The following is a 14,973-nucleotide window of genomic DNA, read 5'->3' on the forward strand; positions in this document are numbered from 1 at the left end:
CCTTATTGCCGGGTGATCGCAGCCGGAGTGATATCCGGCAGCTGCTGCGGAATGTCCCAGCTGCTGAACACGCCGGAAACCCTCACTTTATCGCCCACCTTCGGCGCAAACTGCTGCATCAGAGTGGAGGCGTGCTGGTTAATCGCCTTGCCGTAATCACCAAACAGCACCTGGTCATTGAAGTCCTGATAGCTCACGCCTTTGTAGACATCCCGCAAAGCGGTGCCACGAATGATTGGCCCTACCTGGATTGTGACACTGTCACCTGATTCATCTTTCACGGTCATCTTCCCGCTGCGTGACGTGGTATTTACGGCGGTCACCTCGCCGCTAACCGAGACGCTGAAGACACAGGGATTCTCAGCCTGACTGCGATAGCCGTAGCTCTGACAGGCACTGTCGAAGTCTTTAGCAGACTGAAGCGACTTCATCAGCGTCGCCAGCGGTTTAGCCTCTGCCTGAACCTGCGGCACCAGTTTCTGCTGCCAGAGCTGGTCGATGTTCGCCATTTTCGGGTTGGGGGGATTTTTCAGGGCAGCCAGCTCCTGCTGCGACACAATTTTGCAGCCGCTTAACAGCAAGACCACCAGCGTCAGCCAGACTCTTCGGGACATCATCTTCTCCCTGGCGCCCGCTTTCGCAGGCGCGACAGCGTTTAATTACGACTTGTAGTTAAAGTCCTGTACACCTTTAGCGTTTTCCGGGGTAATCAGAATGCCGCGGAACATCACCCGCTGTTTTTCCGGCTTCACGCCCTTCTGAATGAAGTTATCGAGATCGGTCACCCCTTCAGCGGCAATCGCCTGCGCCTGCAACATGACCGTGGCTTTCAGCGTGCCCGCCTTCACCGCATCGCGTTCGTCGTTGCTGCCATCAATCCCCACCACGATGACATCGTTGCGACCGGCCGCCTTCAGCGCGGCAATGGCGCCCAGCGCCACCGGGCCGTTACCGCAGATCACCCCTTTCACATCCGGATGCGCCTGCAGGATGCTGTCCATAATGCGCTTGCCGTCGATCAGCGTGCCTTTGGCATCCTGCCGTGCCACGCTCTGCATATCAGGATACTGATCCAGCACCTGATGGAACGATTTCGAGCGTGTCACGCAGTTGTTATCCGCCAGGTTACAGGCGAGTTCGGCGTATTTGCCCTTTTCGCCCATCTTTTCAACAAAGACGTTGGCAACGTCTGAACCCGCCTGGAAGTTGTTGTGGGTGATCTGTGCCAGCGCCACATCATCCACCGGGATTTCGCGGTTGATCAGCACCACCGGGATCCCGGCATCTTTGGCTTTTTTAATCGCCGCCACGCTGGCGGTGGAGTCGGCGTTATCCAGCACGATACCCTGCACTTTTTTACCGATAGCGGCGTCGATCAGTTCGCTCTGCTTTTTCACATCTTCACCGTGCGACAGCACCGTTGTTTTGTAACCCAGTTCCTGCGCTTTGAGATTGGCGCCTTTGGCTTCGGAGGCGTAGTAGGGATTATCGAGTGAGTTAACCAGAATCATAATGGTGCCCTTTTCGGCGGCAAACGCCGCCTGCGAAACCAGACAGGCAGCCACGGCAGTGCACAGCAAAGTACGGTTTTTCATGATGTTCTCTCTTATCGTTATGGCAGGGTATGAATTCCCGGGTGCTGGATTGGCCTTACCAGATGGTAAAGCCCCCATCGATCATCAAATCGGCGCCGGTGATCATGTCGCTGCCGTTGCTGGCGAAAAACAGCACCGCAGCGGCGATCTCATCGGTATAGGCAAAGCGTCCGAGCGGAATCAGTTTCTTCATCTGCTCGCCCTTCTCGCCGCGCCAGGCCTTTTCGCCCATCGGCGTCAGCACCACGGTGGGCGACAGGGTGTTAACGTTGATGCGATGCGGGGCAAACTCTTTGGCCATCACTTTGGTCATGCCCAGCAGGCCCGCTTTGGCTGAGGTGTAGGCGACATGGTTGTCGATAGCGATGGATGCCGCCTGGGAAGCGATATTAATAATTTTGCCGCCCGCACCGGCACGGATCATCAGCCGTGCGGCGGCCTGTGAGCAGAGAAAAGGCCCGGTGAGATTCACCGCAATCTGCTTCTGCCACTCGGCAAAATCGGTCTCGATCACCGGCTGCAGCATCACGTAGCCTGCGCAGTTCACCAGGATATCGATCCGGCCATAGTGGGAAACCACATCGTCAAAAGCCTGTTCAACCGACGCGGGATCGGTAACGTCACAGCAGACAAACTGCACCCGCTCGACGGGGAAATCTGCCCTCAGGCTGGCCACCTTCTCTGCTTCAAACGGCGGATAGAGTAGTGCCAGACTCGCGCCCTTCTCCAGCAACATGCCATTGGTCGCCATCGCGATACCGCCCAGCCCGCCGGTCACGACGGCCACTTTGCCGGCCAGATTCATTGCGGTATCCACGCCGTAGCGCAGGTTTACGTCATATTCACCACTCATCCCACTCTTCCCCTCAGATTTTTGCCGATGCCGTTGACTCACTCATTTTCGAACAAAAATATAAGCTATCGAAAAGAAATGTTGTGTGGAGCAGATCAAATTTCGACCATCTGCCCTGCAAAGCGGCTTATCTGATTGAAAAGACGTGATCTGGCTTCCAGTCCCGAAATAAAGGCAGCTGGTTGCAATCCGGAAAGCGTGAGAGATTCAATAACCTGCACATTTTATATTTTCGTTCGAAAACCAAAGGCAGATCAGGCTATCTCGCATTCATAAAAATGGCGCGTTAAACTCAGCCACAAAGACCTTGTTCGCCCGACTTCTCAGGTTATTGGAAAAGGGAGCATTTCGATTGAAAAGCAAAAGTGAGCAGTTCGCTGACATGCAGCAACGCCGCGAGAAAATTCTGGAGATGATCCGTGAGGATGGCACGGTCACGGTGAAAGCTTTGACGGAGACCTTTGGACTGACCGAAGCCACCTTACGCAGCGACCTTCGCATGCTGCAAAAACAGGGCTTTGTGCAGCGCTACCATGGTGGCGCGACGCTGATGACGGGCAAACAGAATACCGGGGCGATGCTGCTGGAGCGGCAGACACATCTGGAAGAGAAAGAGGCGATTGGCCGGCTGGCGGCGCAGCATATCGAAAATGGCGACACGGTGATTTTCGATTCCGGCACCACGACCACCGCGATCACCGATGCCATCAGCCACATCCGCCGCCTGTCGGTCGTGACAACCGCGGTGAATATCGCCCTGAAACTGGGCGGCGAGCCGGGGATCAACATCCTGCTGACCGGCGGTACCTTTAAATTTCCGACGCTCTCTACCTCCGGCGAAAAGGCGGCCAGCTTCTTCGAAAACGTGCTGGCCGGTAAACTCTTCCTGGCGACCGCCTGCATCTCACCGCGTCTGGGCCTGAGCTTCCCCAGTGAAACCGACATCAAGGTAAAGCTGGCGATGATCAAATCCGCCAGCACGGTTTACGTGGTCGCTGACTCCAGCAAAATCGACAAGGTTTCGATGTTCGCGCTGCCCTGTGACTGGAGCAATATCCACTACCTGATCACCGACAGCGGCATCAGCACTGCGCAGGTAAAAGCGTTTGAAGCACTAGGCGTGAAAGTGCTGGTGGCCCCGCTGCCGCTGAAGCGGGCGATGTAATGCTTGTTGAAACAACATCGATTCAGCCACTCGCTGTCATCAGACAGCCACAGGATTAAGTTACGCTCCAGAGCGAATGCTAAGCAGGGATGTAACGGATGATAAAACGATGAAAAACGAGATTTTCGAGCGCAGGAAAGCGCGGGCTTTAGCCCTGATGGCAGCGAAGAAAATATGGCCGAGTAACTCTGCTCCGCCATTACATCGTTTGTTATGGAAAATGAATATCCATCTTCCACCCCCGAGTTTCACTCCTTTCTGGCTCAATCTTGTGGTGTTTGCCAGCATGTACACGCTTATGATGCCACTGCTGCTCTTATTGCCTTCTCTTCCGGGCGTGTCTGACGACAACTATTCGCTGATACCCAATCTGATCGCAGGTCTGTTCTTCGGTACGACAATGGCACTGTTTCACGCATATCGAAAAAAGGTTCACAACCTGCCTGTGTGGGAGGAGCTTTAAAGCCAGCTAAAGCTCCATCGTCTTTTATACAGTGCACCTGCACGATGGTGCCTCCACTGTAAGCACGTACTATCGCTAATCGTGCAGGTAAGGCCTGCCTGAAGAGCAAAGTGTGCGAGCCAGGGATGGCGAGCCCAGTCCGCAGGGATGCGGGATCCCTTTGCGATCAGGCAGGCCTTTCCTGCACGACGCACCGTCTTACCAACCCTCACCTGCCTTCCCACACTGGACTGCTCTTTTCGTCCTGCTCGGGCACTTCCACTCTCATCAACCGCACTCAATCCAGATCTGATCCCAAAAAAAACCGCACCAATGCCAACAGTGCAGGTAAGCCCTGCCTGAAGAGCAAAGTGTGCGAGCCAGGGATGGCGAGCTCAGTCCGCAGGGATGCGGGATCCCTTTGCGATCAGGCAGGTCTTTCCTGCACGACGCACCGGCTCACCGTCTCCCCACCCCGCACCTGCAAATCCGCCCGATAAAACCGCACCACTTCACCCACCATCAGCAACGACGGAGACACCGGCTTATCCCGCGCCACCGTCTCCGCTAATCCCCCCAGCGTGGTAATCAACACCCGCTGATCGGGCCGGGTCCCATTCTCAATAATCGCCACCGGCGTCTCCGCATCACGTCCCTGCGCCTGCAACTGCGCACTGATCGACGCACTCCAGCTCAACCCCATATAAAACACCAGCGTCTGATTCACCGCCGTCAGCGCAGCCGCCTCCAGCTGCGGCTCGCCGTTCCGCCCATGCCCGGTAATCAACCGCAAAGACTGCGCGCAATCCCGATGCGTCAACGGAATTCCGCTGGCTGCCGCACAGCCCACAGCCGCCGTAATCCCTGGCACGACCTCACAGCGAATCCCGGCCTGCTGCACGCTCACCATCTCCTCGCCTCCGCGACCAAAAACAAACGGATCGCCCCCCTTCAGCCGGATTACATTGCGTCCACTGCGCGCCAGTTCCACCAGCAACTGATTAATCTGCGCCTGCTTCAGACCATGCTGCCCCGGCTGCTTACCCACATCAATACACAACGCCTGCTCCGGCACCTCCGCCATCACCGCGTCACTCACCAGCCGGTCATATACCACCACCTCAGCACGCTGCAGCAACCGCAACGCCTTAACGGTCAGCAGTTCCACATCGCCAGGGCCCGCACCCACCAGCCACACCGCGCCCTGTTGCGACACGGCATCCACCGGGGCCAGTAACTTATCCAGAGAATCAATTGCTCGTGTCATCATTCCTCCGACATCACTTCGGACAGCAACAACTGCTTCAGCTCCGGAATACAGGAGCCGCACTGCGTGCCGCACTTTAGCTTTTCGCCCAACGCCTGAGTTGTACGACACCCCTGCGCCACCGCCTGTAAAATCGTCTGCTCACCCACCGCCATACAACTGCAAATAATCCGTCCCGTGGCCGCGCCCTGCGCGGGCTGTCCTGCCAGTACACTGTGCCGCCCTGCCGCATCCTGCGGCGCATGACTAAAGGCCTCGGCGACCCACGCACTATCAATCGACGGCAACACGGAGCCGGCATAAAACGCCAGCTGCAACTCGCCGTCACGCCATGCCAGCAACCGGTAATCATTGCCGCTGCCGGTCGCAACCTGCCTGTGACAGCCTGAAAGAACAACCTGCCCGTCCAGCCAGACCTGCGGCGAGCCCTCGCCCGCCACCGCATAACGCTGCACCGCCGGATAGGGGGTACGCGCCCAGTAACGCAACCCTGTGGGCTGCGCTATCTCGCGCTGCCATAGCCAGCCCTGCCAGCTCACCCTCAACGGCAGAATCCGCACCGACGTCTGCTTCAGCGCGGGCTGCCCCGAAAACGGACAGGCGCGGGCGGCCACCAGTAAATCGACGTGACTCTGCTGACTGAACTGCCGGTTCCAGTGCATCGGCACAAACAGCTCGCCGCGCCGCATCCCGGCATCGACACGCACCCGCACGCTAATCCAGCCCTGAACAGACTGCACCCGCGCCAGTCCGCCCGCCGTCACGCCATACGTTGCCGCATCCGCCGGATGCAGCGCGACAAACGGTTCATCGCAATGCTGCATCAGACGCGGCACCAGCCCGGTACGCGTCATGGTGTGCCACTGATCGCGCACCCGTCCGGTATTCATCAACAACGGATACGCCGGTTCGCGCGGGGCGACAACCGGCGTGGCCGGCACCCGCAACCGGGCCTTACCATCCGGATGAAAAAACCGACGATTGCCAAACAGCCGGGCGCAGCCCTGCGGACAGGCCGCGTTAACCGGCCACTGCACCGGACGCAGCGCATCCCAGTCAGCATTACTCAATTGCGCCAGGCCGCTGATATCAAACGCCCTGGCGCCCCGGTTCTCGAAACCTGACAACGCCGCATGCTCACGGAAAATCTCTGCCGGATGCTGCCAGTTAAAGCCTTCATCAAACCCTAAACGCCTGGCCACCTGCGACAGCAACCACCAGTCAGGCCGGGCGTCACCGGGTGCGGCGGCAAAAGCGCGCTGACGTGAAATACGCCGCTCGGAATTGGTCACCGTGCCGTTCTTCTCGCCCCACCCCTGGGCGGGCAGCAGAATATTGGCAAAGGCGCTGGTATCGGTCTGCGCCATCACATCTGATACAATCACCAGCGGACAGGCCGCCAGCGCCTGCGCGACGCGGTTGCCCTCAGGCATCGACACCGCCGGATTGGTGCCCATAATCCACACTGCTTTCACCGTGCCATCCGCCAGTGCCCGGAAAAGATCCAGTGCAGTCAGTCCCGGTTCCCGGGCAATGGCCGGACTGCGCCAGAAACGCTGCACCCGTTCGCAATCCGCTTCAGTAAAATTCATATGCGCCGCCAGCTGATTCGCCAGGCCACCCACCTCCCGTCCGCCCATGGCATTTGGCTGTCCGGTCAGCGAAAAAGGACCACAGCCCGCGCGGCCTATTTTGCCCGTCAGCAGATGCAGATTAAGAATCGCCTGGTTATTGTCGCTGCCGGTGGCGGACTGATTAATCCCCATGCACCATAGCGTCAGCACCCGATCGTGCTGGCTGAAAAGCTGGAAAAAGTGCGCGACCTGCTGCACGGTTAAGTCACATGCCTCTGCCACTCGCGCCACACCCCACTGCGCTGCGGCGGTCAGCGTCTCGTCCACACCATTCAGGTGCGGCAACATGCTGGCATCAATGCCATCCTGCTGCGCCAGCCAGTGCAGCAGACCGGAAAACAACGCCGTATCGCTGCCGGGCCGCAACGGCAGGTGGAGATCGGCCTGATCGCAACTCGCCGTACGCCGCGGATCGATAACGACAATACACATCGCCGGACGTTGCAGCTTCGCCTGCATCAGCCGCTGCCACACCACCGGATGCGCCCAGGCAGCATTAGACCCCACCAGCAGCACCAGGTCGGCCTGCTCCAGATCCTCATAGCAGCAGGGCACCGCATCGGCCCCCAGCGCCCGCTTATAACCGACCACCGCCGACGCCATGCAGAGCCGCGAATTCGTATCGATGTTGGCTGCACCGATGTAGCCCTTCATCAGCTTATTGGCGACGTAGTAATCCTCGGTCAACAGCTGGCCGGAGCCGTAAAACGCCACCGCCTGCGGGCCATACTGATCGATAACCGCCCGCAATCCCGCCGCCGCCGCATCCAGCGCAGCGTCCAGGCTGACGCGCTGCCCGTTAACCTCGGCGTTCAGCAAACGCCCTTGCGGCGTCAGGGTCTGGCCCAGCGCTGCGCCTTTTACGCACAACCGACCTGCATTCGCGGGATGGTGCGGATCGCCGATCACGGTTGCCTGATGCGCCCCCTGCGGGGTGACGCAGACGCCACAGCCGACGCCGCAATAGGGACAGGTACTGTTCATGATGCCTGCGCCAGCTGATCCAGCGGACGATTTGCCAGCCAGATCTGACCCGCTTCCAACTTCACCGGCCAGCAGCGCAGCTGATGCTGCGGGTTATCCAGGCTCTGTCCGTCACGCAACCGTATCCGCTGCTTATAGAGCGGGGAGATCACCACCGGCTCGCCGCCCACATCGCCAAGGATCCCACGTGAGAGCACGCTGGCGTCGCTGCCGGGTTCGCGGTCTTCCAGCGCAAAAAGCGCATCGCCAAAGCGGAACAGCGCAACACGTTCGCTACCCAGTCGCGCCCCGATCCCCGCCTGCTGAGGAATCGCCTCCAGTGTACACACCGCGCTCCACGGCTCGGCTGGCGGCGGTAACAGCGGACGATCGGTAACGGCCTCCGGCTGACGCTGACCGCGCACCCGGCTGTAGTGCAGCGTCTCATCCGGGCGATCGCTGTTGACCGTAGGGGTAAACAGCGCAAGTCGTGAAGGATCCGCCAGCGTGGTCTGCCACTCGCACTGATACGCGTCCACCACCCGCTGCATCTCCTGCTCCAGCGTCTCGCCCAGACCGAGGCTATCCTCAATCACCACCTGACGCAGATAGTCCAGGCCGCCTTCCAGATTGTCCATCCAGACGCTGGTGCGCTGCAGCCTGTCTGCGGTGCGGATATAGAACATCAGCAGGCGGTCGACATAACGCAGCAGCGTGGCATCATCGAGATCGCTGGCGAACAGGTCGGCGTGGCGCGGCTTCATGCCGCCATTGCCACACACATAGAGATTCCAGCCCTTTTCCGTGGCGATCACCCCGATATCTTTGCTCTGCGCTTCCGCACATTCGCGGGTACAGCCCGATACCGCCATCTTGATCTTGTGTGGGGCGCGCAGCCCTTTGTAGCGGTTCTCCAGCGCAATGGCGAAAGCGGTTGAATCCTGCACGCCGTAGCGGCACCAGGTCGCCCCCACACAGGACTTCACGGTGCGCAGCGACTTGCCGTAGGCGTGACCGGTTTCAAAACCCGCCGCCAGCAGCGTCTGCCAGATATCGGGCAGTTGATCGAGCCGCGCGCCAAACAGATCGATACGCTGACCGCCGGTGATTTTGGTGTAAAGATCGTAACGCGCCGCCACCTCGCCAATCGCGATCAACCCCTGCGGCGTGATTTCGCCCGCCGGGACGCGCGGCACCACCGAATAGGTGCCATCTTTCTGGATATTGGCGAAATAGCGGTCGTTGGTGTCCTGCAACGGCAGATGCGCCGGTTTTAGCAGATAGTCGTTCCAGCATGAGGCGAGCAGTGACGCCACCAGCGGTTTGCACACTTCACAACCCTGCCCCCGACCATGTGACGTCAGCAGCGCATCAAAGGTTCTGAACTCACCGGCCCGCACCAGGTGATAAAGTTCCTGGCGCGAATAGCTGAAATGTTCACAGATATCTTTTTTTACCTCGACACCGAGGTTTTCCAGCTCAAACTCCATCACCTGTTTTACCAGTGCCGCACAGCCGCCGCAGCCCGTAGCCGCTTTGGTGCAGCTTTTGATGCTGCTCATCTCACCGCATCCGCCTTTCACCGCCGCGCAGATTTCGCCCTTGCTGACGTTGTGACAGGAGCAGACCTGGGCGCTGTCAGGCAACGCCGCGACGCCTGGCGCTTTCGGCGCCTCCGACAGCGCAGGCAGGATAAGGCTTTCTGGCGCGGCAGGCAGCGGTAACTCATTGAGCATCATCTGCAGCAGCGTGGCGTAGTCGCTGCTGTCACCGACCAGCACGCCGCCCAGCAGCCGGGTGCTGTCGGCAGAAACCACGATTTTCTTGTAGATGCCTTTTGGCCCGTCGGTCCAGTGATAGTGCTGACTGCCCGGCGTGCGGCCATGCGCGTCACCAAACGACGCCACCTCCACCCCCAGCAGTTTCAGTCTGGTACTCATGTCCGCGCCGCTGAAGGCGGTGGATTCAGCCGCCAGATGCCCGGCCAGCACGCGTGCCATCTGATAGCCTGGCGCGACCAGACCGAAGATCTGACCGTTCCACAATGCGCATTCACCAATGGCAAACACCTCTTCATCGCTGGTCTGGCAGCGATCGTTAATCTCAATGCCGCCGCGCGGTCCCAGCGTCAGGCCCGCTTCACGTGCCAGCTCATCGCGCGGCCGGATACCGGCGGAGAACAGCACCAGATCGCCGGGTAAACTGCTGCCGTCAGCAAAGCGCAGCACCACGCTACCGTTGGTCTGACGCTCAATCAGTTCGGTCTGTTTTGAGGTGTGAACCGTGACGCCCAGCGCATCGATCTTCTGGCGCAGCATCAGCGCCCCGCCCTCATCGAGCTGCACTGCCATCAGGCGTGGCGCAAACTCCACCACATGCGTTTCCAGCCCGAGCTGCTGCAGCGCATTCGCCGCCTCCAGACCCAGCAGGCCGCCGCCAATCACGATGCCGCGCTGGCTATTGCGGGCGCAGGCAGCAATGGCATCAAGGTCATCCAGCGTGCGGTAGACAAAGCAGCGTTCGTCGTCGTGGCCCGGTACCGGCGGTACAAAAGCACGCGAGCCGGTAGCCAGCACCAGCTTATCCCACGCCAGCTCATTGCCCGCGCTGTCACGCAGACTGCGCTGCTGACGATCGATCGCTACGACTGCGCAGCCGCTGCGCAGTTCGATGCCGTGCAGGGTAAAAAAGTCCGCGCTGACCAGCGACAGATCGTCGGCCGTTTTGCCGTTGAAATAGTCCGACAGATGCACCCGATCGTAAGCCTGCTGACGCTCCTCGCCGTAAACCACGATGTGGTAGTGCTGATGCAGTTCGCGGGCAACCAGCTGTTCAAGAAAGTGGTGACTGACCATGCCGTGACCCACCACGGCTAATACCGGTTTACTCATCTCAGGACTCTCTGCAGCCTGCGGCTGCGGTTCAGGTTGACGGGAATCGAACAGGGCTTCGAGCGTGACAGCTTCGGTGTGCAGCAGACGCGCCAGCAGCGCGGGACCCTGCCGGGTGTCGCCAGAGAGCAATACGCCACAGAGGCGGCCCTGACGAAGAAACAGACGGCGGTAGTCGCCGGAGATCGGATCAAAACTGCTGATGGAGGGTGCCTCACTGACATCCCCGGCGCTGAACAGCGAAATGCCACTGACTTTGAGCCGCGTCGCCTGCGGCTGGCTGACAAAATCCGCCAGTGGCGACCCCGCCAGCTGTGCGGCCAGAATCTGCGCCTGCGTCAGGCAGGGTGCGACCAGGCCAAAGGTTTCGCCGGCAATTTCGCAGCACTCGCCTACGGCGTACACCGACGGGACCGCTGTGCGTAACTGCCCATCGACCAGAATGCCGCGCTGACACGGCAGACCCGCTGCCTGCGCCAGCGTTATCTCCGGCTGAACGCCGATGGCAATCACCACCTGCGTGGCGGCGCAGTGACGACCGCTGGTCAGCGTCACACCCGCCTCGTCAATCGCCGTGAGTCCGCTGTTCAGCACGCAGCGGATACCGCGCTGCTGGAGTGCCGTCAGCAACAGCTCGCCCGCCTTTGCATCCAGCTGGCGATCCAGCAGCCAGGGTTTGTGATGAACCAGCGTAACCTCACGCCCACGGGCACAGAGTGCCGCCGCCGCTTCAATGCCGAGAAAACCACCGCCCAACACCACCACCGGTCCCTGGCACGCCAGGAGTTGCCGGACGTCGGCGATACTGCGAAAACCCAGTACGCAATCCGCGTTGATGCCGGGAATGGCGGGCAAACGGGGCTGTGAACCGGTGGCAAACACCAGCCGATCCCAGCCCAGCTGGCGATAATCGGTCTGCACTGTACGTGCCGCCAGATCGACCTGCAGCACGGTTTCGCCGGATAGCAGCGTGACGCCGTGCCGCTCATACCAGTCGCGATCGTGGATCAGCGTTTCACTGAACGGCGTTTCACCCGCCAGCACCGGCGAGAGCAGCACACGGTTGTAATTGCCGTGCGGCTCGCGGCCAATGACCGTGATGGCGAAGCGCTGCGGTGCACGTTGCAGCAGGCTCTCCACCATCTGCATTCCCGCCATGCCATTACCTATCACCAGCAACCGTTGCTTCATGGTCTGTTCCTTACGCCGCAGTGGTCTGTTTTTCATAGAGGAAATGCAGCACTTTCTGTCGCAACTGGTGGTAGCGCGGCTCATCCGCCAGCGCCACCCGTGAACGCGGACGTGGCAGATCGACAGTGAGGATCTCGCCAACCTGCGCCGCCGGGCCATTAGTCATCATCAGCACCCGGTCTGACAGCAGCACGGCTTCATCCACGTCATGGGTAATCAGCACGATGGTGGTGTTCAGCTCCTGCTGAATGCGCATCACGCTGTCCTGCAGATGAGCGCGGGTTAAGGCGTCCAGCGCGCCAAACGGCTCATCCAGCAGCAGCACGCGTGGCTTCATCGCCAGCGCCCGCGCAATACCGACGCGTTGCTTCATACCGCCGGATATTTCGCCGGGCCGCTTGTGCATGGCATGGCTCATCTGCACCCGGTTAAGGTTGTGCTCGATCCAGTCACGCATCTCCGCTTTGCTGAAGCGCCCTTTAAACACCTGTTGCACCGCCAGCTCGACATTCTGAAATGCCGTCAGCCACGGCAGCAGCGAATGGTTCTGAAACACCACCGCGCGCTCCGGACCGGGGCCAGTGATTTCGCGGTTATCACACAGCAGCACGCCGCTGCTGGGCCGGGTTAAACCGGCAATCAGGTTCAGCAGCGTCGATTTGCCGCAGCCGGAGTGGCCGATCAGGCTCAGGGTTTCCCCTTCGTGAATATCAAAACTGACATTGTCCAGCGCCAGAAACTCGCCGCTGGCGGTGGCAAAACGCTGGCTGACCTGCTGGACGCGAATGATCTGTTGCATCGTGCTCTCCTTATTTATCCCAGCTAAAACGACGGACCAGCAGCATCAGCCCCTGTTCCAGCAGCAGCCCGATTACGCCGATGACCAGAATGGCGACCAGAATATTTTCCACGTTGAGGTTGTTCCACTCATTCCAGATCCAGAAGCCGATGCCCAGTCCGCCGGTCAGCATTTCGGCGGCGACGATCACCAGCCAGGCGATGCCGATAGAGAGACGGACCCCGGTCAGCACCGCGGGCAGCACGGCGGGCAGCAGGATCCGGCGCATCACCGTCCACTCAGAAAGCTGTAACACCCGCGCCACGTTGAGGTAATCCTGCGGAATACGCTGTACCCCTTCGGCGGTGTTAATGATCATTGGCCAGATCGAACAGATAAAAATGGTCCAGCTGGCGGCAGGCTCGGCGCGCTGAAACAGCAGCAGGCCAATCGGCAGCCAGGCCAGCGGACTCACCGGCCGCAGCAGGGCGATGACGGGATTGAACATCTGCGCCATAAAGCTAAAGCGACCGATTAAAAAGCCCGCCGGAATGCCGACCAGCGCGGCCAGGCCGAATCCAATGCCGACGCGTTGCAGCGACGCCAGCACGTTCCAGCCGATGCCCTGATCGTTGGGGCCGTTGCTGTAGAACGGGTCAGCGAACAGGACCTGAGCGGCCTGCCAGGTGGCGTAAGGCGAAGGGAAACCCGGTTGCGACAGCGCCGCGATCTGCCACACCAGCAGCATTAATAACAGGCCACCGGTGGCGGGAATGGCGCGCTGCAACAGCGGACGCAGACGCGCCGGACGGGCTGCGGCTTTCGGGGTGACCTGTAACGGAATAACGGTGGCACTGTTGTGACTCTGCACCGGCTGCGCCAGGGCGCGCGCGTCAGTTTTCATAGCAACCTCTCTTAACGTTTGATAGCGAAACTGGCGGCATAGGCGGCAGGATCGCTGCCATCCCAGACCTTGCCGTCGATGAAGGTACTGCTGCGCATTTCACTGGCGGGCAGTGCAACCTGTCCGACTGCGCTGGCGGCCTGTTTGTAGATGTCGATGCGGTTGATCTGGCGCGCCACCGCGAGGTAGTCGGGATCGCTGGCAAGCAGGCCCCAGCGTTTCATCTGGGTCAGGAACCACATGCCGTCTGAGAGCCAGGGAAAACTGACGTTGCCGTTGTCAAAGAAGCGCATCGGGTGAGCGTCCTGCCACGACTGCCCCAGGCCGTTCTGATACTGACCGAGCATCCGACCCTGTAACGTCTCCACTTTGGTATTGATCCAGGCGCGGCCGGCTAAAACCTGCGCGGTTTCGCGGCGGTTGTCGTCCGAGGCATCAATCCAGCGCGCGGCCTCCAGCACAGCGGCGGTGAGTGCACGGGCCGTGTTGGGGTTCTCTTTCACCCACTCTGCGCGGGTGCCGAGCACTTTTTCCGGATGCTCCGGCCAGATCTGCTGGCTGGTGGCGGCGGTAAAACCGATGTTGTCGCTGATGGCGCGCTGGTTCCACGGCTCACCAACGCAGAAGCCGCTCATGTTGCCAATTTTCATGTTCATCACCATCTGCGGCGGCGGCACAACCACGGTGCGCACGTCATCAAACGGGTGGATGCCCGCATTGGCGAGCCAGTAATAGAGCCACATGGCATGGGTGCTGGTCGGAAAGGTATGGGCGAAGGTAAAGCTGCCTTTGGCGCTGCCATCAATGGCCTTTTTCAGGCTGGCCGCATCGGTGACCCCACTGGCTTTCAGCTGGTTCGACAGGGTGATCGCCTGGCCGTTATGGTTGAGCGTCATCAGGTTCGCCATGTCGTGCTGCGGACCCGCTACGCCCAGTTGCAGGGCGTAGATCATGCCGTAGAGCACATGCGCCGCATCCAGCTCACCGGAGGTCAGTTTGTCGCGCACCGCCGCCCAGCTCGCCTCTTTGCTGACCTGCAATGTGAGACCATACTTTTTGTCGAAGCCTTTCACAGAGGCCATCACCACCGGCGCGCAGTCAGTGAGCGGGATAAAGCCGACCCGCACCTGCGCTTTTTCTGGCGCATCTGATCCCGCTGCCCAGACCGCATTTCGTAATCCCGGAACGATCCAGGCCGCACCCAGCGCGGCGCCGGAGATCAGCGCCTGACGTCGTGTCAGTGAAAATGGCGTTTTGCTCATCTTGTTGCCCCTGAACAGAAATAAAAAA

11 protein-coding genes are annotated in these 14,973 nt (G+C 60.1%); 2 read left to right on the forward strand and 9 right to left on the reverse strand.

Annotation, left to right across the window (positions count from 1 at the left end; translation table 11 throughout):
* Nucleotides 1-2 precede the first annotated feature (2 nt).
* The 3 genes from OK412_RS09725 to OK412_RS09735 are packed head-to-tail and all read right to left on the reverse strand — an operon-like array spanning nt 3 to nt 2,448.
* Nucleotides 3-614, reverse strand: a complete 612-nt coding sequence (locus OK412_RS09725) for a DUF2291 family protein (RefSeq protein ID WP_010245779.1) — start codon at nt 612-614, stop codon at nt 3-5.
* Between the two features lie 45 nt (nt 615-659).
* The gene (locus OK412_RS09730) at nt 660-1,595 is read right to left on the reverse strand and encodes a D-ribose ABC transporter substrate-binding protein (RefSeq protein ID WP_010670004.1); all 936 of its coding nucleotides are present in this window, start codon (nt 1,593-1,595) and stop codon (nt 660-662) included.
* A gap of 55 nt (nt 1,596-1,650) precedes the next feature.
* On the reverse strand, nt 1,651-2,448 hold the full coding sequence (locus OK412_RS09735) for a GolD/DthD family dehydrogenase (RefSeq protein ID WP_010245786.1): 798 nt from the start codon (nt 2,446-2,448) through the stop codon (nt 1,651-1,653).
* Nucleotides 2,449-2,800: 352 nt separating this feature from the next.
* Between OK412_RS09735 and OK412_RS09740 the strand changes: the two genes are divergently transcribed.
* A complete protein-coding gene (locus OK412_RS09740; RefSeq protein WP_010245789.1) occupies nt 2,801-3,613 on the forward strand; it encodes a DeoR/GlpR family DNA-binding transcription regulator in 813 nt (270 codons plus the stop codon).
* A 109-nt stretch (nt 3,614-3,722) separates the two neighbouring features.
* Nucleotides 3,723-4,076 carry a DUF6404 family protein gene (locus OK412_RS09745; RefSeq protein WP_031292988.1) on the forward strand — a complete coding sequence of 118 codons (354 nt, stop codon included), beginning with the start codon at nt 3,723-3,725 and terminating at the stop codon, nt 4,074-4,076.
* A gap of 406 nt (nt 4,077-4,482) precedes the next feature.
* Here OK412_RS09745 and cobA read toward each other — a convergent pair whose 3' ends face one another.
* Genes cobA through OK412_RS09775 form a run of 6 tightly spaced genes read right to left on the reverse strand, consistent with a single transcriptional unit; the run spans nt 4,483 to nt 14,945 of the window.
* The gene (gene cobA / locus OK412_RS09750; RefSeq protein WP_010670001.1) at nt 4,483-5,322 is read right to left on the reverse strand and encodes a uroporphyrinogen-III C-methyltransferase; all 840 of its coding nucleotides are present in this window, start codon (nt 5,320-5,322) and stop codon (nt 4,483-4,485) included.
* Complete coding sequence (locus OK412_RS09755) at nt 5,322-7,940, reverse strand: nitrate reductase (protein WP_010245802.1); 2,619 nt, start codon at nt 7,938-7,940, stop codon at nt 5,322-5,324. The genes cobA and OK412_RS09755 overlap by 1 nt, the downstream gene beginning before the upstream one ends.
* On the reverse strand, nt 7,937-12,001 hold the full coding sequence (gene nirB, locus OK412_RS09760; RefSeq protein ID WP_264353117.1) for a nitrite reductase large subunit NirB: 4,065 nt from the start codon (nt 11,999-12,001) through the stop codon (nt 7,937-7,939). Before nirB ends, OK412_RS09755 begins: the two co-directional genes overlap by 4 nt.
* A gap of 10 nt (nt 12,002-12,011) precedes the next feature.
* Entirely contained in the window at nt 12,012-12,800 is a 789-nt protein-coding gene (locus OK412_RS09765; protein WP_010245808.1) for an ABC transporter ATP-binding protein, read from the reverse strand.
* A gap of 10 nt (nt 12,801-12,810) precedes the next feature.
* Nucleotides 12,811-13,683, reverse strand: coding sequence for a nitrate ABC transporter permease (gene ntrB / locus OK412_RS09770; protein WP_010245811.1), 873 nt, complete (start codon nt 13,681-13,683; stop codon nt 12,811-12,813).
* Between the two features lie 11 nt (nt 13,684-13,694).
* Nucleotides 13,695-14,945, reverse strand: coding sequence for a CmpA/NrtA family ABC transporter substrate-binding protein (locus OK412_RS09775; RefSeq protein WP_010245814.1), 1,251 nt, complete (start codon nt 14,943-14,945; stop codon nt 13,695-13,697).
* Nucleotides 14,946-14,973 lie beyond the last annotated feature (28 nt).

Origin of the sequence: Pantoea sp. JV6, assembly GCF_025910055.1 — a bacterium.
GTDB classification, from domain to species: domain Bacteria; phylum Pseudomonadota; class Gammaproteobacteria; order Enterobacterales; family Enterobacteriaceae; genus Pantoea; species Pantoea agglomerans.